General features: G+C 61.9%; 19 protein-coding genes and 1 pseudogene. 8 read left to right on the top strand and 12 right to left on the bottom strand.

Features of this window, described 5'->3' with window-relative positions:
* A pseudogene (locus Q322_RS23220) lies at positions 1-240 on the bottom strand (IS630 family transposase); the annotation flags it as partial.
* Positions 241-454: 214 nt separating this feature from the next.
* On the opposite strand from Q322_RS23220, the gene rpsF reads away from it, so the two are divergent.
* From rpsF to rplI, 4 genes are all read left to right on the top strand, one after another.
* Positions 455-763 carry a 30S ribosomal protein S6 gene (gene rpsF / locus Q322_RS0108285; RefSeq protein WP_029477419.1) on the top strand — a complete coding sequence of 103 codons (309 nt, stop codon included), beginning with the start codon at positions 455-457 and terminating at the stop codon, positions 761-763.
* Between the two features lie 166 nt (positions 764-929).
* Complete coding sequence (locus Q322_RS0108280; RefSeq protein WP_029477418.1) at positions 930-1826, top strand: single-stranded DNA-binding protein; 897 nt, start codon at positions 930-932, stop codon at positions 1824-1826.
* Between the two features lie 35 nt (positions 1827-1861).
* Positions 1862-2131: a 30S ribosomal protein S18 gene (gene rpsR / locus Q322_RS0108275; RefSeq protein WP_029477417.1), complete on the top strand. Its 270-nt coding sequence runs from the start codon at positions 1862-1864 to the stop codon at positions 2129-2131.
* A gap of 13 nt (positions 2132-2144) precedes the next feature.
* Positions 2145-2591 (top strand): 50S ribosomal protein L9, encoded by a 447-nt coding sequence (rplI, locus tag Q322_RS0108270; protein WP_029477416.1) that lies wholly within the window; start codon positions 2145-2147, stop codon positions 2589-2591.
* A 2-nt stretch (positions 2592-2593) separates the two neighbouring features.
* Here rplI and Q322_RS0108265 read toward each other — a convergent pair whose 3' ends face one another.
* Positions 2594-3466, bottom strand: a complete 873-nt coding sequence (locus Q322_RS0108265; RefSeq protein ID WP_034418030.1) for a DUF2268 domain-containing putative Zn-dependent protease — start codon at positions 3464-3466, stop codon at positions 2594-2596.
* A 44-nt stretch (positions 3467-3510) separates the two neighbouring features.
* Here Q322_RS0108265 and Q322_RS0108260 point away from each other — a divergent pair, with 44 nt between their 5' ends.
* The 3 genes from Q322_RS0108260 (at position 3511) to rny (ending at position 7032) form a co-directional block, all read left to right on the top strand.
* Entirely contained in the window at positions 3511-4227 is a 717-nt protein-coding gene (locus tag Q322_RS0108260; protein ID WP_156952954.1) for a hypothetical protein, read from the top strand.
* Between the two features lie 105 nt (positions 4228-4332).
* A complete protein-coding gene (locus Q322_RS0108255; protein WP_034418027.1) occupies positions 4333-5067 on the top strand; it encodes a dienelactone hydrolase family protein in 735 nt (244 codons plus the stop codon).
* 264 nt (positions 5068-5331) lie between these two features.
* Complete coding sequence (gene rny / locus Q322_RS0108250; RefSeq protein ID WP_029477412.1) at positions 5332-7032, top strand: ribonuclease Y; 1701 nt, start codon at positions 5332-5334, stop codon at positions 7030-7032.
* A 449-nt stretch (positions 7033-7481) separates the two neighbouring features.
* Here rny and Q322_RS0108245 read toward each other — a convergent pair whose 3' ends face one another.
* From Q322_RS0108245 to Q322_RS0108215, 8 genes are all read right to left on the bottom strand, one after another.
* Positions 7482-7832 (bottom strand): hypothetical protein, encoded by a 351-nt coding sequence (locus tag Q322_RS0108245; RefSeq protein ID WP_029477411.1) that lies wholly within the window; start codon positions 7830-7832, stop codon positions 7482-7484.
* Positions 7833-7860: 28 nt separating this feature from the next.
* Complete coding sequence (locus Q322_RS21685; RefSeq protein ID WP_051668361.1) at positions 7861-8259, bottom strand: type II toxin-antitoxin system VapC family toxin; 399 nt, start codon at positions 8257-8259, stop codon at positions 7861-7863.
* A gap of 20 nt (positions 8260-8279) precedes the next feature.
* Positions 8280-8711: an AbrB/MazE/SpoVT family DNA-binding domain-containing protein gene (locus Q322_RS0108235; protein ID WP_029477408.1), complete on the bottom strand. Its 432-nt coding sequence runs from the start codon at positions 8709-8711 to the stop codon at positions 8280-8282.
* Positions 8712-8893: 182 nt separating this feature from the next.
* On the bottom strand, positions 8894-9934 hold the full coding sequence (locus Q322_RS23215; protein WP_156952952.1) for a hypothetical protein: 1041 nt from the start codon (positions 9932-9934) through the stop codon (positions 8894-8896).
* Complete coding sequence (locus Q322_RS23210; protein ID WP_156952951.1) at positions 9924-11246, bottom strand: hypothetical protein; 1323 nt, start codon at positions 11244-11246, stop codon at positions 9924-9926. Before Q322_RS23210 ends, Q322_RS23215 begins: the two co-directional genes overlap by 11 nt.
* 6 nt (positions 11247-11252) lie before the next feature.
* Entirely contained in the window at positions 11253-15707 is a 4455-nt protein-coding gene (locus tag Q322_RS22360; RefSeq protein WP_084147878.1) for a TSCPD domain-containing protein, read from the bottom strand.
* 323 nt (positions 15708-16030) lie between these two features.
* Positions 16031-16999, bottom strand: coding sequence for an NAD(P)H-dependent glycerol-3-phosphate dehydrogenase (locus Q322_RS0108220; protein WP_029477407.1), 969 nt, complete (start codon positions 16997-16999; stop codon positions 16031-16033).
* Positions 16996-17757, bottom strand: coding sequence for a class I SAM-dependent DNA methyltransferase (locus tag Q322_RS0108215; protein WP_029477406.1), 762 nt, complete (start codon positions 17755-17757; stop codon positions 16996-16998). Before Q322_RS0108215 ends, Q322_RS0108220 begins: the two co-directional genes overlap by 4 nt.
* A 197-nt stretch (positions 17758-17954) precedes the next feature.
* Between Q322_RS0108215 and Q322_RS0108210 the strand changes: the two genes are divergently transcribed.
* Entirely contained in the window at positions 17955-18416 is a 462-nt protein-coding gene (locus tag Q322_RS0108210) for a hypothetical protein (RefSeq protein WP_029477405.1), read from the top strand.
* Positions 18417-18460: 44 nt separating this feature from the next.
* Here the strand turns inward: Q322_RS0108210 and Q322_RS0108205 are convergent, their stop codons facing one another.
* A complete protein-coding gene (locus tag Q322_RS0108205) occupies positions 18461-19021 on the bottom strand; it encodes a DUF1802 family protein (RefSeq protein WP_029477404.1) in 561 nt (186 codons plus the stop codon).
* 212 nt (positions 19022-19233) lie between these two features.
* On the bottom strand, positions 19234-20691 hold the full coding sequence (locus tag Q322_RS0108200; protein WP_029477403.1) for a tetratricopeptide repeat protein: 1458 nt from the start codon (positions 20689-20691) through the stop codon (positions 19234-19236).
* Positions 20692-20801: the final 110 nt, after the last annotated feature.

The following is a 20801-nucleotide window of genomic DNA, read 5'->3' as shown; positions in this document are numbered from 1 at the left end:
GCGAAGCTGCTCGAGTTGGCTGGAGGTCAGACGTGATGGACGTCCTGGAGCGACGGTGGCCTGCAGCGTGCCGATCTTTTTGAGCCGGGCGCTCCAAGTGGTGACGGTGAGGACAGACACGCCAAAATGTTCGGCAATCTCGCGGTGCGTCTGGGTGCCGCGTTGAAGCCATTCGGCAGCGGCCAGTCGGCGTTCCTCAAGCTGGGCGCGGGAATACCGTGAAGGTTGCCATTCGGCCATGCCATTAGAGTATCAGGCTGTATTTACGCCGTGATCAATAAGGGGAGGTGGCGCGCAGCGTCGGAGGGGTTAAAGCGTGACAGCCACCCCAAAACCAGAGAGAAGCTTTCCCCCATCCCTCTAGCACTCTCCTCTACCCTCTGATAATGTGGTGAGTTGCGCTGTCTGGCGAGGCGTGAACTTGCCAAAGAGACCGTGTAAAGCGAGGTGAATTATGAACCAGTACGACCTGAACCTGATCCTGAACCCCAACCTCAGCGCCGAGCAGGTGCAAACCGAGAAGGATTACATCGAGAACACCCTGAAGAACAACGGGGCCGAGATGGCAAGTCTGGACGACGTGGGCAACCGCCGACTGGCCTACGCCATCGACAAGGACCGCGAGGGCTATTACCTGATGTACACCATCAAGGTGGGCGGCAACCCCGAAAAGGAAATCGCCAGCACCCTGCGTCTGCGCGACCACGTGCGCCGCGTCCTGGTGGTCAAGGACCGCCCGGAATGGAAGACCAAGAAGGCCTGATCCCGCTGGGAGCATTACGCTCTTGACAGAACCCGGTCAACTTGTTACAGTCTTTCCAACCCGCATGTCTTGATGACCTGCACAGGGCCACATCCGCCAGCCACGTTAGAGCACCCAGTTACGGACGCCGCCGCGCGTCCAGCCAGCCACCAAGGAGAACACTGTTATGGCCCGAGGCATGAACCATGTGTATTTAGTGGGGGCGCTCGCCCGCGACCCCGAACTGCGTTACACCCCCAACGGAACTGCCGTGTTCGAGGCCACTGTGGCCGGAGAAGACCGGATCGTCGGCAACGACGGACGTGAGCGGAACCTGCCGTGGTACCACCGCGTGTCCATTCTGGGCAAGCCCGCCGAATGGCAGGCCGAGCGCAACCTGAAGGGCGGCGACGCCGTGATGGTTGAGGGGACTCTGGACTACAGCTCCTGGGACGCCCCGGAAGGCGGCAAGCGCAGCGCAGTCAAGGTCAAGGCCCTGCGCATGGAAGGTCTGGACGCCCAGCCCGAACTGATCCAGGACGCCGGAGGCGGCGTTCGCATGGGCAACGGGATGAATGAAGTAGCACTGATCGGCAACGTCGTCCGCGACCCCGAACTGCGCTACACCCCCGCCGGAGACGCCGTGCTCGGGATCGGCCTGGCCGTGAACGAAACGTGGAATGATCGTCAGGGGAACAAGCAGGAAAAGACCCACTGGATCGACGTGACCCTGTGGCGCGAAATGGCCGAGGCCATGAAAGAGCTGCGCAAGGGTGACCCCGTGATGGTCAAGGGCCGTCTGGTCAACGAGAGTTGGACCGACAAGGACGGCAACAAACGAAACTCCACCAAAGTAGAGGCGACGCGAGTCGAAGCCCTGTCCCGAGGCGCGGGAGCCGGTGCTTCCGCAGCCACCCCCGCCGGACCTCGCACGCAGACCGCGAGCAGTGCGGCGCGCCCCCAGCGCAACGGCTACGGCCAGAGCCAGAATCAGGCGGCGAACACGGGGAACCGTTCGGGCGGCTTAGATATAGACCAAGGTCTCGACGATTTCCCACCGGAAGAAGAAGACCTGCCGTTCTGACCTATTTGTAGGAACCCAGCAGGCACAAGGAATCCATGACGCAATCCAGTGACCGCAAACCGCGTGGCAAGGGACCGAAACGTCCCCGCAAGCCCAAGGTTGACCCCTTCTCCATCGGGGAACTTGAAATTACCGATTACAAAGACGTGAAGATGCTGCGCCGTTTTGTCTCTGACACCGGCAAGATCTTGCCCCGCCGCCGCACCGGCCTCTCGGCCAAGCACCAGCGCCGCATTTCGCAGACCATCAAGGTCGCGCGTCAGTTGGCCCTGCTGCCCTACACCGAGAAACTGGTTCGGAAGTAAGGAGGCGCTGCCAATGCAAGTCATTCTGATGGAACCCGGCAAGCTGGGCAAAACCGGCGACATTGTGGAGGTCAAAAGCGGGTACGCCCGCAACTGGCTAATTCCGCAGGGCATCGCCACGTCCGCCACCGCCGCCAACATGAAGAGCCTGGAAGCCCGCATCCGCGCGCGCCAGAAGATTCAGGCCCAGGAAAAGGCCACCGCCGAAGACCTCGCCAGCCGCCTGAACGGAGTCGCCGTGGAAATGAGCGTCCGCGCGGGTGAAGGCAAGATCTATGGGGCCGTGACCCACGCCGACGTGGCGGGCGCACTGGACCAACTGGGCTTCGACATCGACAAGCGCAAGCTGGAGATGCCCAAGACCGTCAAGGACATCGGCGAGTACGACATCGCTTACCGCGCCCACCCCGAAGTGACCATCCCCATGAAACTGGTGGTCCACGCCCAGAAAGGAAGCTGAGTTTAACTTCCGGTTTGAACAGGCCCCCGCCCATTGTGGTGGGGGTTTTTCCTTTGCGCCGTGTAGGTCATCCAGGTTCGGACGACGCCTGGCAACTCTGCCTCTGGCACACGCGCTAGGGCGGCCAGCGTCCGGCCCTGTTTCAACCAGTCCTCCACCAGCCACCAGCCCAGAGCATAGGCCGTGCGTTCCAGATGAAACTGCGGGTGGGGGCGAATGAACCGGAGAAGCGTCGCATCGTCAGAATCTTCAAGGGAGGCCAGGGCGTCTTCGATCAGTTCGGTACGAATGTTCTGGCAAGCGTCCAGCCACGCCCTTTCCCCAACTCGCCAGACCAGGGGCGCGTCCGGGTGAAGGACAGTGGTGGCCCGCATTGCCAGTCCTTCCTGAACGATGGTGGCCCCCAGCGCGCGCGTCCAGCTACCCAGACTGCCGCTGAACGTGTGGTGGACCAGATGCGTTAGCTCGTGGGTCAGGATGACGCCCGCCTTTGTCGCTGCCATCTCCACGGGCAGACACAGGGTAGGCTGCGGATCACTGAAGGCAAAGGCATTGTCCTCGAATCCGCCCACGTAGGCCACCAGGCGGTGCGGGGGAACGGGAGCGCCCAGCAGCAATTCCAGAGGGGGGGCGGCGGCCTCGTCCTGCCCCAGCAGCCTGTGCGCCTCGGCTTCCAGAGCATGCGGCAGCCCGGCATAGCGGTCCCAGGCGTCGCCCAAGAGCTTGCGCGCCATAGCCTGACCTTCCGGGACAGGAGGCACGGCGGCGAATCCGTAATGCTGCTGCCACAGTCCCCACCGTCTGTCCGGCGCGACGCCCTGAGCCAGAGCGTAGAAGGTGCGAAAACGTGGGGTCAGGTCAAGGAGTTCGGTCATGCCTTACGTTGCCTCTGACGCTACTCACCGCATAACCTCTCAGCGTGAGTAGCCCGCTGACTGTCACCGATCCCGCCGCCGTTCGCTTGTTGATGCGGGGGCGGACCCGTCGGGTGCTTGGAGCTTTCCTGGCCGGAGAAAACAGCGTGTCGGGTGCGGCTCGCCGGACGGGGGCGGATCTCCGTATCGTTCACCGCGAAGTGCTGGCGCTCTGCGGCGCGGGTCTGCTGCAAATCGTACGCGAGGACAGACGCGCCGGGCGGGCCATTAAGGTCTACGCCGCCGTCGCATCCACCTTTTTCGTGCCGTTCAGCGCCACCGACGCGGTCACGCTGGATGAACTATCGGGCAGCTACGCAGGCCACTATGCCGAACTGTTCCGGCAGGCCAGCGCCCGTGAGTTTGAGCGGCTGCACCGTAAACAATCCGCCGGGCGCGAGTGGGGCGTCAGGTTGTACCTCGCGCCGGAGGGCCACTGGCAAACCGACACCAGTTATGAGGGCGCGGAGCTGATCGACGCCGCCGTGCGCTATCAGGGACCAGTGGGCCTGATGCTGGATGCCGACGCCAGTTTTACCCTCACGGAGGAAGAGGCCAGAGCAGTTCAGCGCGAACTGATCCTGATGCTGATGCGTCTGCGCCCGCTGAGCCTGGAACATCGGCAGGCGGGGACGGGCAAGCCATATCTGCTGCGGCTGGGCCTGGTGCCAGTCACCGTGGAGGAGGGCAAATGCCTGCACGAACTGGCGGGGCAGCACTGAACCTTTACTGCACTCCCCCATTCCCTGAAGCATTCTTAATCCAGTATCACCGCCCACCTCACGCCCTCGGCTGTCCCGTTAAGGTGGACGGCGGAGGTTATACTCATGTTGAACAAAATGTTGACCGTCTCGGCCCTCGCCCTTTCCTCGCTGGCGCTGGGTCAGGCCGTGAAAGGCGCTGATCTGGACGTGACCAGCGGTGGCAAGGTCTACAAGAGCTATCTGGCCGCCCCAGCCAGCGCCACTCCCAAGGCCGCCGTGATCCTGCTGCACTCCTTTAACGGGCTGGAACAGGGCTACCGCGATCTGGTGGACGAGATGGCCGGGGCCGGGTACGTGACCCTGGCGCTGGGCTGGCAGACCTTCGAGAAACAGCCCAGTGACGACGTGATGAGGGCGCTGGTGGAAGACGGCCTGAAAACCCTGGCGGCGCGTGGGGACGTGAATATGAACGCCGTGGGCCTGACCGGCTTCTGCGCGGGCGGACGCTACACCATGCTGCTGCTGCCGCAGATGAAACAGTTCAAGTCGGGCGTGGCGTGGTACGGCTTCCCCGATTCGGGCGGCTCGGCCACCCAGCCCAAAGCGCCCGCTGAATTTATCGGGGACCTCAGCGCGCCCATGCTGATCCTGCACGGGACCAGGGACCAGCCCAGCCCAATTGCCAGCATCTACGCCTACGCGCAGAAACTGGACGCGGCCAACAAGAATTTCAAGCTGACGGTCTATCAGGGCGAGCCGCACAGTTTCCTGCTCAAGGACGGCAAGATTGCGGACACCTACGCCAGCCGCGACGCCCGGAAAGAGATGCTGAACTATTTTGGCGACACACTGAAGTAAAGTTTCGAAATAGCCCTCTACAAAACAACAGGCAAGGGCAGAGACACAGGGTTCACCTCTGCCCTCGCCGTTTCCTGTGCATTCCCACAACCCTCCCCCAGATACTCAGGTGAGGCCAGCACTCCTAAACTTCAGCTTTGGGGCTAGACTGCAAGGCGAACGTCCGAATTCACGCGGCGTTCGTCTTTTCTCACTTTTTTGCGGGGCGGGGCGGACCGTCTCAAGGTCCCCGCCGCCCTGAAACAGAACCACAAGGAGTCAGTTATGCCAACGATGCTGTGGGTGATCGTGGCGCTCCTGATCGGATTGGTCGGAGGGTTTTTCGGGGGGCAGTCGCGGGGCCTGCGGGAGCGGGCCGCCACCGACGACCGCCTGCAACGCGAAGCCCGCGCAGAAGCAGAGCGCATTCGCATGGCGGCGCAGGCCGAGGTGCGGACAGCGCGGGAGCAGGCCGACCAGGCCAGACAGGACGCAGCGAAGAGGATGCAAGAGGCCGGGGAGCGTGAGGGTCAGGTCACGGCGCTGGGCGCGCAACTCGGCGCAGAGCGCGAGGAAATCGCACGGTTACGCACGCAGGCCGAGGCCGAGCGCACGGCGGCCAAGACCGAGGTGTCCCGTGACCGCGAGACGCTGGGCGCAGACCGCAAGGAAATCCGCGCCGAACGCGAGGAACTCAAGCGCGAGGTCGAGAGATTGAACCGGCGGGCCGAGCAACTCGACGCGCGCGGCGACAAGCTCGATTCGGTGGAAGAACGGGTGGAGGAACGCTCGCGCACCCTGACCGAACACGAGGCGGACCTAACCGAACGGGGCCGGGCGGTGGACCTGCGGCTGTACGAAGTCGCGGGCCTCTCGCCGCAGGCCGCGCGCGACGAGATCATGGGCCGCCTGGAAAACGAGCTGGAAGAAGAGAAGGCCATCCGGGTCAAGGCCATGCAGGAGCGCACCACGGCAGAGGCCAAGCGGCACGCCCGCCACGTGATCGCCCAGGCCATCCAGCGCAGCGCCTCCGAGACGAGCGCTGCGCTGAGCGTGTCGGTGGTGCCCATTCCCAACGACGCCATGAAAGGCCGCCTGATCGGGCGCGAGGGCCGCAACATCCGCGCCTTCGAGGCGTTGACGGGGGTGGACCTGATCATCGACGACACGCCCGAGGCCGTAATTCTGTCCAGCTTTAACCCGGTGCGGCGCGAGGTGGCCAAGCATGTGCTGGACGCGCTGGTGGCCGACGGGCGCATTCACCCCACCCGCATCGAGGAGATGGTCCACAAGGCGCAGGACGAGATGAAGACCTTTATTCACGCGCAGGGCGAGGAGGCGGCCATCGAGGCGGGCGTGCTGGGGGTCAAGCCGGGGCTGACGCAACTGCTGGGGCGCATGTACTTCCGCACCAGCTACGGCCAGAACGTCCTGAAACACAGCATTCAGGTGGCGCACCTGACCGGCATCATGGCCGATGAGCTGGGGCTGGACGCGGGGCTGGCCCGCCGCGCTGGCCTGATGCACGACGTGGGCAAGAGCATTGACCGCGAGATCGACGGCACGCACGTCGAAATTGGGATCAACCTCGCCAGGCGTTTCGGTGAGTTGCCCGAAGTGATCGACGCGATTGCCCACCACCATGACCCCGAAAACGGCGAGACGCTGTACAGCGTGCTGGTGGCCGCCGCCGACGCCATCAGCGCGGCCCGGCCCGGCGCGCGGCGCGAGGAGCTGGAATCCTACGTGCGCCGTCTGGAGCAACTGGAGCAGATCGCGGTTTCTTTCCCTGGCGTGCAGCAGGCCTACGCCATCCAGGCCGGGCGCGAGGTTCGCGTGATCGTGCAGCCCGAGAAGGTCACCGATGCGCAGGCCGTTCTGCTGGCCCGCGAGATCGCCGGACGAGTCGAGCAGGACATGGAATATCCGGGGCAGGTGCAGGTCACGGTGGTCCGCGAAAGCCGCGCCGTGGAAGTGGCGCACTAGGCAGGAGCGGGGGCGGTCAGACTGAAATGGGCCGCCCCTTATGCAAGTCAGATCGAGACAGCCTCTTTTTTTCGTCGTCCCAGTGCAGGAATTTTGACCCGATGCATAAGTTTGACATAGGCCGCATTCCACGCTATATTTGTCTTATCACCGTCCGAGAGGGCGGGTTTTTCGTTTCTGGAGCGGCTGGGTGGCCCCCTCACCCCCGCCGCTGCGCGGCTCCTCCCCCTCCCACGTGGGGAGAGGGGATGGGCAAGGCGACTTGCTTCAGTTCAGCGTATGCAAATGCAGTCAATGGACAGCGAGATTTATGCCGTCCCAGCGCGGAAATTTTGACCCAATGTATAAATTTGACATTCGCCGCATTCCGCGCTATATTTTCCTTATCACCGTCCGCAAAGGGCGGGTTTTTTGTTTTCCGCCCTTTCGTGCCGCCGACAGCAGCGGTTTTACCCCTCTGCCGTCTGCTTTCCGCTCTCTGTTTCTTGCATGGCCTTCCAGTCTTCGTAGGCCAGGGCGGGCAACAGGGAGAAGCTGCCCACCGCCAGCGAGGCCACCGCCGCCGGGACACGCACCCGCGACTTGCCGTTCAGCACCAGATACAGCGCCCCCAGCGTGCTGAGTGCGCCAATGTCCATGAACATGATTCGCGCGAACGAGCTGCGTTTCAATGTTTCCACGGTTCCCAGATCGCCGTCGCGCCGCCGCCCGACGATGGCGGTCAGCACCAGCATCAGCAGCAGCGACAGGTACAGACGGAGGCGCGCAGGGCTGGGGCGGCGGTAGTCGTCGAGGTTCATGGTCTGAGGGTAACAGGAGAAAGCGAACTCAGCGCAATGCCTCAATCACCGTCAACGCCGGAAAATCGCTGAAATCACCGACATTCTCGGTATACAGGCGATCTGCGCGGTGCAGGGCGTGTGCGCCCACCAGAAAATCGGGCAGCACGGGTCTGGGCTGGGGAAAGCCGCCTGCACGCCGCCGGGCGTGGTAGTCGGCATTGGCCCGGCCTGCCTCGGCCCAGACCACCTCACCCATATCCGGGTCAAGCGTGATCCCAACCGCTTGCAAGAAGGCGTCCAGCTCTGTTTTGGGACGTTCTGGCCCGGCCAGCAGTTCCGCGTACACCACGCCGCAGATCACCAGCACGCCGTCTGCGGCAAGGCGGTACAGGGCGCGGCCCAGTTCCGGCGCGTTTGGCGCGTGGTCATAGATCAGGGCCAGCACGTTGGTGTCAATGGCGGTGATCAGGGGCCAGTCTCGGCAGCGTCCTGTAGATCCAGGTCACCAAGACAGACCACCCGTGCGCCCGGCCCAGCCTGGAGAAGACGACGTTCCTCCGGGTCAAGGCCAGCGTGCCGTGCCCCACGGGCGTCGGCGCTGGCCTGTGCTGCGGTGGCCTGTGCTGCGGTGGCCTGTGCTGCGGTGGCCTGTGCTGCGGTGGTCTGCGCTGCGGTGGTCTGCGCCGTGGTGGCCTGGGCTGGGGCAGGCGTGCGGGCCAGCCAGGTCAGAAAAGGATTGTCACCTTTTCGCAGCGGAAGCAGATGGACGCCCTGCTCGTCCAGCGTGAATTCCACCAGGTCACCTCTGTCCACACCCAGCCGTTCACGCACGGCGCGGGGCAGGGTGAGCTGGCTTTTACTGGAAATGGCGGCGGTGACTTTGCGGGTGGTGGTCATGGCTTGGCTCCTTACTTCAGTGTAGCAAAGTAAGAAAGAGCGGATCGTGGCGGTTGGCATTCAAAAACGCCCCCGCCCTCCCAGCTTCAAAAACACCGTGGGCAGCAGCGGAAGCTGGAGCGTGACTATTAAGTCACTATGATATTAAGTAAATCGAAAAAACAGTTCAAAAATGCGAATATTTAAGATTCTCGTCTCAGTATATAATCTAAAGGTATTTTTGTAGCATAGCAGTATGCCGAAATAATAGATTTTGCGTCCTTCTCAATAGCCGGAAATGCAATTTGATATGCTGGATCTTCTGATATTCCACCCGTTTTGAGTAGGCAGTGACCGAAAATGTATAAGTCAGTGTTGAAAGGTACTAAATTCATAGTTGAAGAACCCGTATATTCGTTTATGATCTCTATGATATTTGTCGAATAATCTGGGGCTGCTATAGGATCGTCACCCAATCCGGCAATACGGAAAATTCTTTCAATCACATTTGGATTAATTTCACCATATGTAAGTTTCTTCCTAATGTTATCCTCTCTATCCGTAGATCTAAGAATTCTGGTTTCAGATGCTATGCGCGCCAGCATGAGAGCAAATAGTGACGCCCCTTCAAGACATATGTGTCTTTTCAACCATGCAATGTCAGAGTTGGAAGGTTTAATATTGTATACACTGATAGCATAAGAAATTATTCTATTTAAGTTCGTGACTGGATTACCATGAATGACTGTAGAAAGCATGTCCGTATAAGAAGACTTTAGCTCTCGATTCTGAGATCTTACTGAAGACCACTTTCTCTCTAGTTCTACCGTTAATGAATGGCTTGCAGCGCCATACCCATAATCTATATACTTTTTTGATTCAATTCTCTCATCAATAGTGGGTGAATCTAATATTTCAACACCTCCCCTCATAGCAAATTCACGAGCATGTAAGGGAATTCGAGGTGCTGAGAAAACAGCCCTGTTAGCACTGGCATATTTTTTTAGGCCGCTTACCCAAAGAATTCTCTCATATGGTTTCGGTCTTTCTCGGTCTTTACAGTCAACGATTACACGTTCTTCAGCGTCCGTCGGAGTGAAATTTACTGCCACGACGTCTACGTCAGTCGCATCAGAATTGTCTACTCCACTCGTCACACTTACTCCTCTTTTTACATAATATCCATAGGACTGAAAATAAGCTGCCACCTTTATTTCAAGTCCCATCCCAGCGTTAACGGTCATGTCTTGCCGTCCGAAGTTCCAGTATTAGCTGTTGACGAGCTTCAGTCGTTGACTTATTAAGCTGGGAACTAGAGACCACCTTAAAAATTTCCGGAGGATTAAAAGATGTTGGAAACGCAATATCTTGAGTGGCCCCAGTATTTTTGTGAGTTTCCCTGAATCCACTCTCTAAGAGCCGTTTGACAATTACGGCAGGCTCTCTCCTTCTGAGAGACATGTAATACTGCTCGCCTGTTTTATGCTCTGCCTTATTTGTTTCAATGACTCCTTCTGTCTCCAAAACGACATAATCTTCGCCAATGGCTGTACATGGCCCAACCTCATTATCCTCGATCAATCTGGACATCAGGATTACTGGATCCATTATTCTTCCTCTGCTAGCTATTGACCTTTGTTCACCAAATCTGATTGAAGACAAAAGTAGTTTTGCATTATGGAATATGTCATCTTCGAGAGTATCCATATTCATACCTTTAATTTTGACAGAAGGAGGCATAACAAAATCTGCGCTAATAAGTCCAGATCCGGCGCTGTTAACTGTCACAACTTCGATTAATCCTAAATTGGCTGCCAATTGTATAATTTCATCTGGTACACCGCAATTTTCTTTCAATAGTCCCGCAATTCTGTAAATTTTTCCAACAAGTCCATCAATTTGTTCTTGAACGATAGGATTTACCAATCGCAAGAGGACATTGATATCCTTATCAAAATCTACAGATTTGTTTTGGAATAAGCTAAAATAGACTTGGCCTCCCTCTCCATCTTCAATAAGCGTGATTAAGTTATACGTTGTAAAAATTCTAATAAGTATTTTTAAATCCACCTCACTACCTAGATTCAGCGATAAACAATATCTGCTAATTTCCTTAATTTCTCTTGGCCTGATATTAAGAAATTCCATAAAGTGGATAGCTAGCATTTCTAAATCGGTTGCCATCCCTTCGTAACTGAGTATCTGATAAACAGCATCTAAAACTCGTATGCCATCTCTACTAAGGATTCTATACTCCGTCATTTCCACATTTGAGTCGATAATACCAAGTCGTCTGAACTCTTCTAAGGATTTTTGGACGGTCTTACGGCCCAATTTGCATGCATGTCCATACGCAGCGATTTGTTGTGCTGAAATAGTCTTTTCTTTATCTGTCACAATCGTTTGGAGGAACTTCCCCATTTTGCTCGCGGTAATAATCTCTTCCAATCGTGATAGATCTTCAGAAGTCGCATGGTGGCTGAGAGCTTGACCAATATTGACGATCCATGCTCCATAACGGGCGTTAGTAAGACCGACTAATTGTTTGACAGTCACGATTTTTCACCCGCACTTGCTATACCCACAAGCCTGGCACTTCAAACAACCCTCTTCCCGAATCACGGCCCGTTCCTCGCAGACGGGGCAACGTTCGCGGGTTGCGCCGTCCATGCCCTCCACACTGACACCTGACACGCTGACGCCGCTGCCTCCGGCCAGGGGCGGCAGGCCAGCCGCTTCCTGCGCCGATATCTGCCCGGCGGCCATGTCCTTCTGGAAGGTTTCCAGCGCCACGGCGATCAGATCTGCCTTGCTGCCCACCAGTCGCCCGTTGTAGCTGCCGTACAGCCCGCCGTTGATCCCGCGCAGGGTCTTGATCAGCGCCTGGGCCGGAACGCCGTGCTGGAGGGCAATGCTGACCACGCGCCCCAGCGCCTCGCTGTCGGCATTGGCCTCGTCGCCAGCGCGCCCGCTGATGACCATGACCTCCACCGGCTTGCCGTTCAGGTGGTTGACCGTAACCAGGAACGAACGCCGGTGCCCGCTGGTGGGATCGGTCAGCTTGACCATGTCGGTGATGCCGGAGAGGCGGGCGGGACGGTCATATTGCGGCTTCGCGGAGGTTGTGGGTTGTGGGTTGTGGATTGTGGAGGCGGCGGGCTGGGCCGCTCTGGGCTGGGCCGGAGCTTCCTCGCCCATCACTTCGGCAGCGGCCTGCGCGGGGGCGTCCTCGGTCTTCTCTTCCTTGGTCTTGCTGGTACTCAGCACCTGAAACTGGCGTGAGCCGTCGCGGTAGACCGTGATGCCCTTGCAGCCGGTGCGGTACGCCTCGCTGTAGGCGTCCTGCACGTCCTGCACGGTGGCGTTGTTGGGCAGGTTGATGGTCTTGGACAGGCTGTTGCCCGCAAATCCGTCCGCATCAAAGGCCCGCTGCACCGTTCCCTGCATCCGCACATGATCCTGCGGCGCGATGTCGTGGGCGCACACGAAGACCTGCTGGAGGGCGTCGGGGATAAAGGGCAGGCCCACCGCGCTGCCGTGGTTCTCGCTCACGGCTTCCGTCACCTTGTCCCAGTCCCAGCCGCCGTCCTTCTGTACGCCGTCGGGGGCGGGGTAGGTTTCCAGCAACTCCACGAAGAGGGGGGCCAGCAGCGCCCGGTACTCGCTGCCGATCTTGCGCCAGATAAAGGGCGAGAAGACGGGTTCAATGCCGGAACTGACGCCCATCAGCATGGAGGTGGTGCCGGTGGGGGCCACGGTCAGCACCGCCACATTGCGCCTCGGCGCGTGCGGCATCTTGGCCTCGTTGCGGGCGTACACCGCGTAGACGCCGCGCTCCTCGCCCAGGCGTTCGCTCTCGGCAATCGCCTCCTCGCGCAGCGCCGACATGATTTCCATGATCGTCTCGCGGCCCGCCTCGTTGTCGTAGCGCAGCCCCAGCTTGATTAAAGCGTCGGCCAGTCCCATCACGCCCAATCCAAGGCGGCGCAGGTCCTGACTGGCCACCCGGTTGTCCTCCAGCGCAAACACGTTCACGTCCAGCACGTCGTCCAGAAAGCGCACGCAGGTACGGACATCGGCCCGGAAGGTGGCGTAGTCGAAGCTGCTGTTGTGGACATAGGCGGCGAGGTTGATCGCCCCTAGATCACAGGGTTCCCCGATGGTGAGTGGGATCTCGCCACAATTTTGGGTGTTTACGTAGCTAAATCGGGATTTTTGATGACTTCCAGACACCTGATGATGCCCAATATAGTAATTATGGAAATCATCCACCGTACCATTATAAACATCTTCAATCCCAACATATTCCACCGAGATTACACGGTGATTCGCCACACTGGCCCGCTCGGTCAGGGCCGAGTAGGTGGGCAGTCCGCCAGGATGCAGACGAACAGGCACGCCCGCCGTGCGGCAGTGGGTTTCCCATTCCTGCTTCAGGGGGCGGCGGCCCAGGCTGAACTTCAGGTCATTGAAGGCGCGAACCTGCTGCCCGGCGGTGTTCTCGCTGATGCGTGTCATGGCGGCCCTAGCTCCGGGACGGCCCATTGCAGAGGCGCGCTTAAGGCCACACGGGCGGCAGTAGCTGACCTCGCGGCGGTTCCAGGGCTGCTCGTAGTGGGCAGCGCAGTCCTCACAGGCACGGGTCACGATGGGGTAGAAGTTGCCCTCGTGCCGCACTGCGACGTAACCCGAAGCCAGCGCCAATTCGTACAGCTCAAAATTATGGACGGCCTGGCGAGACTGGCCCACGCCACGCGGCAGAGCAGGCAGTTCAAGTTCAGCCGCCACCCCTTCAGACAGGGCGTTGACGCTGCCCAACTCGGCGCTGCGGTGTCCAGAGAAGCTCTGGGGCAGGCCGCGCTCCCCGGCAAATGCCTGCCACTCCCGGTTGGTGAAGCCCCGGCCCAGCGCCGCAATCAGCTCGCGGGCGGCGTCTTCCAGCTCCGCATGGCTCAGGCCAGAGTGACGGCCATTGCGCTCGCCGGAAGTCGCCTCGCTCATCTTTGCGCGGTGAGCGTCCTTCTGCCCGTCGCTGAGCTGGCCCCACCAGCGATCACGCATGGGGTTGTTGTCGCCCAGCATGTCGGCGCGGTGCAGTTCCGCGTGGGTTTCCCGGCCCATGACTTCCAGATTGGAAGAATGATTGTTGAGGCCGTTGTAATCACGGTGATGCACCACCTCACCCGGCAGCAGTGAGCGCCCGGCGGCAAACGTGGCAATCAGGCGGTGTTCGCCCACAGGCTGCCCCTGCCCCGAAGTCAACCAGGCGTAATCCTGACTGCGCTTCCCGGCAAACCCAAACGCATCGTCAAAGTTCCCCTCGAAGCGCGTCATCGACGCCACCGAATCCCCGGCCCGTAGCTCCAGCGCCTCACGCGCAGTGCCGTCGGTCAGGTTGAAGCGGTGGTTGCCCGTCACGCGAGTCTTGAGGCCGTCGTCAAAAGTCACCTCGTAAATCGGCTGGGCGTAGCCCGTCACGCGGGGGTTTCGCATCCAGCGCACAGCAACATTGCCCCGGTCATCCCTCGCGTACACGGGAACGTCTGCGCCTGCCTCGGTCAGTTCGCGGAAGCTGACTGCGCCGCGCCCATCGGCCACCGCCACCAGGGTATCCCCAGTTACACAGGGATTCGTGCTGCGAATCTCATACCGCTCCCCCAGGTTCTTCAGGGCGCTGAATTCGTTCACGCGGTCATTGAAGATCAGGCCCGGCTCCCCCGTGCTCCAGGCATGCTGGGCGATCTGGTCCCACAGCCACGCGGCGGGAATGCCGCTCTGGGCGCTCTTGCCTTTGCCGACCGAATACACCGGCACGCCGCGCGCCCCGTCCTCATCGCGGTCTGGCAATTCGGGGAACTGTCCCTCGAAGGTTCCCTCCTGCTTTGCCAGGTAATACTTGCCCGGCACCTCCTGCGCGGTCATGGGCCACACGCCCCCTGCCTGGAGCGTCTCCCAGAACTTCTCGGTAATCAGGATGGAGATGTTGAAGGTAGAGATATCCCCCTCGGACGCCTCGCGGTCCAGATCCTTGGCGGTCAGGAAATCCAACACGTCGGGATGACTGATGGCGATGGTGGCCATCCCTGCGCCGCGCCGGGTTCCTCCCTGCCTGACCACCCGCAACACTGGCGCGTAAACAAACCGCAGCGTATTGATCGGCCCCGCTTCCTCCGCGCCCCGGTTGGCCCACACCAGGAAGTTATCGAAGATTTCCATTAAAAAGCTGACCGGGCCGCTGCTGGTGCCCCCTGAACCCTTGATCGGCGCACCCTCGGCGCGCATCTCGGACAAATCCAGGCGGGGTTCCAGGCCCAGCTTGGCGTCCTCGGCCACCTTGCGGGCCGCGTCCACGATGCCGCCCATATCGTCGGGCACGCCCTGCACGCCCTCGGGCAGGGCGCGCACGATCTGCACGCCGTTGGCGCGGGCCAGCGCCACCAGTTCCGGCGCAATCGCCTGACCGTAGACCACACGGGTCCAGTTGCGGACGGCTACCGGCTGCTTGTCGCCGTCCGGCTGGGTGGGCGGGCGCATCAGGCCCTCTATGAAATCGGTCACGTCGGCGTGGCTGGCCGCCATGTAGGCCCAGCCGCGCACGCCCGCATCGGGACGACTGCCCTCGGCGCGGGGGCGGTACACGTCCAGGTTGACGCCGTTGCCGCCCCCCACCTTGGTCACCAGCGCCAGCTTCTTGGCGACTTCCATCACGCCTTCAAAAGAGGCTGGCTCATGCTCTGTCGCGCCCTGCACAAAGCAGTTCAGGACGTTGCCGTGCTGCGTCCCCGCCCCCGCCAGCACGCGCCCGCCGGGGCAGAACTTCTTGCCCGCCATCAGGTCGTAGTACTTCTGCGCCCAGGACAGCCGCGCTTCGGGAGCTTCCGCCCCCGCCACCCAGTTGGCAATCCGCCGGAACATGCCGCCGATGTCGCCGTCGTTCGGCTGCAAATACTGCCGCCTGGCAATGTGCTGGGCGTTGTCGTCGAAGGTGGTCAGCGGCTGAGCGGGGAGGGTGGTCATGGCGAGGCTCCTTGCAAAGAGAGAAAAAGAGAGGCGGCGGACAGGGGTGACAATAGGCGGCCATACCGACCCGGTAGGACGGCGGCTTGATAGGGAGCAATAGGCTCAGATGAGTACACGGTGTCCGACTAGGGCCTGACTGTACCACTGGCACCCGGTAGGTACAAGGGCTTGTACGTGAATCTTAGGTGTTATACAAGATGCGGCATTTTTCACGTCCTGCAACGCCAGGCGAAACAGCCGCTGTAGGCGTCGAGAGGAGCTTTGGTTGATGTGATCGTCGCCTGTAGGGACTGCGGCAGAACGTCCAGACAGGCTCAACCTTAGCCGTGTTCCTCCGCCTTGGCGTCCCGCTCCATCAGGCTGGCGATCCCGCTGTCCAGGGTCCATTCGCCCGAGGCCACCCGCGCCACCGCCCGTACGATGGGCAGGTCAAAGCCGTGCGCGCTGGCCCAGGCGTCCAGCAGGCCCGCCGTCCGCAGCCCTTCCACCACCTGAGCGCCCTGGGACGGATTCTGACCGCGCGCCATTGCCTCACCTGCCGCGCGGTTGCGGCTGAGGCGGCTGGTGGCGGTGGCGAACAGGTCGCCCAGCCCACTCAGGCCGTACACGGTGTCCTCCTGCGCGCCCAGGGCCAGCAGGTAGCGGCGCATCTCGCGCAGGCCACGGGTGATTAAAGCGGCCTTGGCGTTGTCGCCCAGTTCCAGGCCGTCCACCAGTCCGGCGGCCAGCGCCATCACGTTCTTCAGGACGCCGCCCAGTTCCACGCCCACTTCGTCCGCGCTGGTATACACGCGCAGGGCCGGGGACATCAGGGCCGACTGCACTGCCAGGGCCAGTTTCTGATCGGCACTGGCCACCACCGTCGCCGCAGGCAGGCCGCCCCCGATTTCAGACGCGAGGTTGGGGCCGCTCAGCACGGCCACGCGCCCAAAGCCCATCCGGCGGGCCAGGGCCGACAGTTGCCCGCCGTCCGGGGCCAGCCCCTTGGCACACAGCACCACGCCCAGCGTGCGCGGAAGCTGCTCCAGCAATTCCGGCACGCCCACGCTGGGGACTGCCACCAGGGCAAAGTCGGCCCCACTCACGGCTTCCGTCAGGTCAGACGTGAAACGCAGGGGGTCCGGTAGCGTCACGTCCGGCAGGTAGTCGGCGTTCACGCGCGTCCGGGTCAACTCGGCCACCAGCTCTGGCCGCCGCGCCCACAGGATGACGTCCCGGCCACTGCGCGCCGCGCCCACCGCCAGCGCCGTTCCCCAACCGCCCGCACCCAGGACCGGAAGGGCGCTCAAGCCACTGCCCACGCAAAGACCCAGACGCGCGGCACATCCGGCATCGGCGGGGCGTAATCGGGGTATTCCACGATTTCCCAGCGCGCAAAGCCTGCCGCCCGCAGCGGCCCTTCCAGATCGGCAGGATCGTAGCCGCGCTCGCGGTGGGTCTCGACGAACTCGCGCAGCTCGCCGCCCTCCTCTATGCGGCAAAACGCCTGCACCACGCCCAGATCGGCCCCGGCATCGTGGTGGTGGGACCAGTGGTAATGCACCTCGCCGCCGCCCTGGAGCGGGGCCAGCCCCTCGATGGCGTCGTCCTCCCACAACTCGCGCACGCCCAGGCGGGTGTTGACGTCGAAGGCCAGCAGGCCGCCAGGTTTCAGGTGTGCCCGCGCCCGCGTCAGGGCCGCCGTCAGGTCTTCGGCGGTCAGCAGGTTGTTGAGGCTGTCAAAGACGCAGGTGATCAGGTCAAAGCGAGCTGACAGGTCAAAGGTCCGCAGGTCACCTGCCACGAAGTCCACCCCCGGCAATCTGGACCGTGCCTCGCGCAGCATGTCCTCGCTGCCGTCCAGACCGGTTACGCGCAGGCCCGCTGCTGTCAGTTCCCGCGTAAAGCCTCCCGTACCGCAGGCCAGGTCCAGGGCCGCCGAGTCCTCCAGCTTCAGGCCCCCATCTCGGGCGTAGGTCAGCACAAAATCGGCCCAGTAGTCATACTCCACATCCGACATGATCGCGTCGTACACGGCGGCGAGGGCGGTGAAGGGCGGGCGCTGCATGGTCCGGAGTATAGGGCCGCCCCCCCCGTTCAGGTGCCCCCCACTGTCTCAAGGGCGCGTCAGCTTCTCTGTGCGAATCTGCCCTTGCGTGAGCAAGCCATGAGTTAAGCGGGAAGGCTTGGTCCGTAGGCAGGCCCACTACCGCCCGCTACGGTAGGGACGTTGGATTTGTAACCATTCTCACCGGAGGTATTTCTATGAACAAGTTCCTGATTCCCCTGGCCCTCGGCACCCTGACGCTCAGCGCGTGTACCCTGGCGGGCAACCCCACCAAAAAAGACGTGACCGGCCAGATTCGCGGCTTCCAGACCAACCAGAACCTGGGGCTGGCGCTGGTCGGCTTTAACGCTGGCAAGTACACTGCAGACGGCACCGAGAGCCAACTGATCGACAAGTTCTTGACCGGCGGCTTCATCCTGGACCTGCCCAGCAACGTGCCCTACGGCACCTACCGCGTCGTGGTATTCCGCGACGCCAACAACAACAACCGCTTTGACACCGGGGACACCGTGCTGAGCAAGGACAATGGCAAGCGGCTGGCCTTTGCCCAGAGCGACAACCAGTTCTTCGCCGGGACCAAGAAGGGCTGGAACCTGGTCAATCCCGACGGCAACATCCAGACCACCGTGCTAAACAACTACGATCTGGACGCGCAGTAAGCGGCTCTGGACGCCAAACGGGGAGGCCACGCGCCTCCCTTTTTTCATGTCTCCAGCGTCCGTTCGAGTTCTTTGCGCCGCGCTGCCAGTTCCGATGTGGCCAGCGCCGCCTCTCCCACTTCCACCTTCACGTCTCCCAGCGGCACCCAACTGACGCAGCCCAGCAGGTCCGGCGTTTCGGTCACAACCAGCGGCGCGTTCAGCGGACACACCCGCAGCAGCAGGGCGTGAATCCAGGGGCGGTTGCGGTAATGAAACCGCCGCTCAATGGCCCCGGCATTCAGCGCTTGCAGGGGTTCCAGGCGCAGCGCCGCCGCCAGAGACTCTACCTTCTGCACGGCCAGCACCTCGGCCAGCGCGGGCAGCACAATCTGGCCGGGGGCGGGGTCCGGGCGCAGCAGCGGCAGGTACTGGGGTTGCAACTCGGCGGCGTTCTGATGCAGGAAGGTGGGATACAGCAAAAAGCGGCGGTGCTCGACTTCAAACCCGTCGTGCGTTTCCATGATGCCGCCCTTGCGGAGCAGCAACGACACGCGGCCAGTGGTCAGAAGCTGGCACTGGGCGTCCCATTCCTTGAGGGCAGAGAAGCTGTGGGGCTGGGTCATGGACAGAGGGTAACGCGGGTGGAGATGCAGAACGTCCCTGCCTAATGTGGAAGGAGTGGACGGCAAGTCCGGGCGACCCACGGTATTCCCGCGCCCAGCTTGAGGAACGCCGACTGATACGCATTGCGTTAGAGGATTTGTCCGAATGGAAGCATCGGGGAGATGCACTTACTCCGTTCGGCCAAAATCCCATAATTCTTTTGAAAAGTGATCTAATTCAGCATCCGTCCGTCCTGCGGCCCCAGCAGCCCCTGTGCCTTGATCAGCAGGTCTTGCAGGGTCCCGTGCCAGTCGTCGCTCTCGGGGGTGTGGGCCAGCGCCTGCTGCGCGTGGGCGACGGCGGCGGCGGGGTTGGGGAAGCCCTGCTGGGCCATCACGTCGGCGGCCATCTGGTGGCCAGTGATCCAGTCGCGGCTGTCAGGGGCGGCCTCGCGCACCACGCGCTCGTAGTGTTCCAGGGCGTCGTCCAGTTGGAAGTAATCCAGCGCCACGCTGCCCAGCACCAGGCTGGCGGGAATCACCGCGCCCTGCGCCAGCGCCTGCTCGGCTGCCAGTTGGGCCTCGGGCATGCGGCCCAGGCGGTAGTCGCACTCGGCGATATCGGCCAGCACCTCAGGCTGGTAGGGGTAATCGGCCTCGTTCAACACGGCTTCCAGCCGGTCGCGGGCCTCCACCGGGCGGTCCATGTCCAGCAGGGCCACGCCCAGCTCGTGGTTGGCGTAGGGGCGGTCCCCGTCCTCGGCCAGGGTCAGGGCGGCCTCGAAGGCGGCGATGGCGGGTTCCTGCTGTCCCAGGTGGCTGAGAATCTGGCCGCGCAGCAGCGCCACTACATAGCCGGGCGTCCCGTGCTGCCGCTCCAGCCGGTCTGCCTCGCGGATCATCTCGAAGGCGGGATCCGGCTGGCCCATCTGGAGCAGCGCCTGGGCGCGCAGGTAATGCCAGGTGGCCAGATTCAGTCCCTCGTCCTCGGCCTGATTGGCATTGATCTGCGGGGCCTGTTTGCTGCCGTACAGCAGCCGCGCGCTGTCCAGCACCTTCTTGGCCTCCTCGGCCTGACCGTCCTGGATCAGCAGCGCCGCCTGCTCCTGCAACATCACCGCGCGGTCCAGCCCGCCTGCCAGGTGCGCGGCCTCGGCGTACAGGTGAACAGCGTCCGCCGTGTGGCCCAGTTGCTCCTGACAGTCGGCCTGCCACGAGCGCAAGCGCCAGCGCAGGTGCGTGGGCAGCTCGTCCGCCGCCAGGTGAAGGTCCAGTGCCGCCTGCGGCTGCTCGGCCAGCGCCAGCGCACACAGCGCATGAAAACGGACCACGGCGTCGGCGGCCTCGCGCACGGCCCCGGCAGGTGGGGCGGCGTCCGGGCCACGCGTGCGGGCGTCGAGTTCGGCGCTCAGGGCCAGATACAGCGGCTGCTCGCGGGTGGCCAGGTCCAACGTCTGCGCCTCGGTCAGTGCCGTTTTCAGTTGCTCGGTGGCCGCGTCGCCGTACAGCGCGTGCAGGCTGCCCAGATACAGGCAGATGCGCGCCGCCGTGGGCCGTGCGGCCTTGCCCGGCCCCTTCTCAGGTGGCATGGCCTCGTCCAGTGCCGAATCCAGTACTCCAAAGGCCGTCTCGTAGTCGCCCCCCGCCAGGGCCGTGCAAGCCTGTTGCCAGGTGGTATCCGCATCAATCATTCCCCGTCAGGATAGTCCATCCTTTAGAGGGTTGACCGTGTGCGGGCCGCTGCGCCCCGGCAAAGGCCGACGGCCCAGCTTTTCAAGGTGTGCGGCAACCTTTCGGAACG

Origin of the sequence: Deinococcus frigens DSM 12807 (genome assembly GCF_000701425.1) — a bacterium.
In the GTDB taxonomy this organism is placed as follows: Bacteria; Deinococcota; Deinococci; order Deinococcales; family Deinococcaceae; genus Deinococcus; species Deinococcus frigens.
Note: the sequence above shows the minus strand (reverse complement) of the source record. Positions and strands in the feature narration are given on the sequence as shown.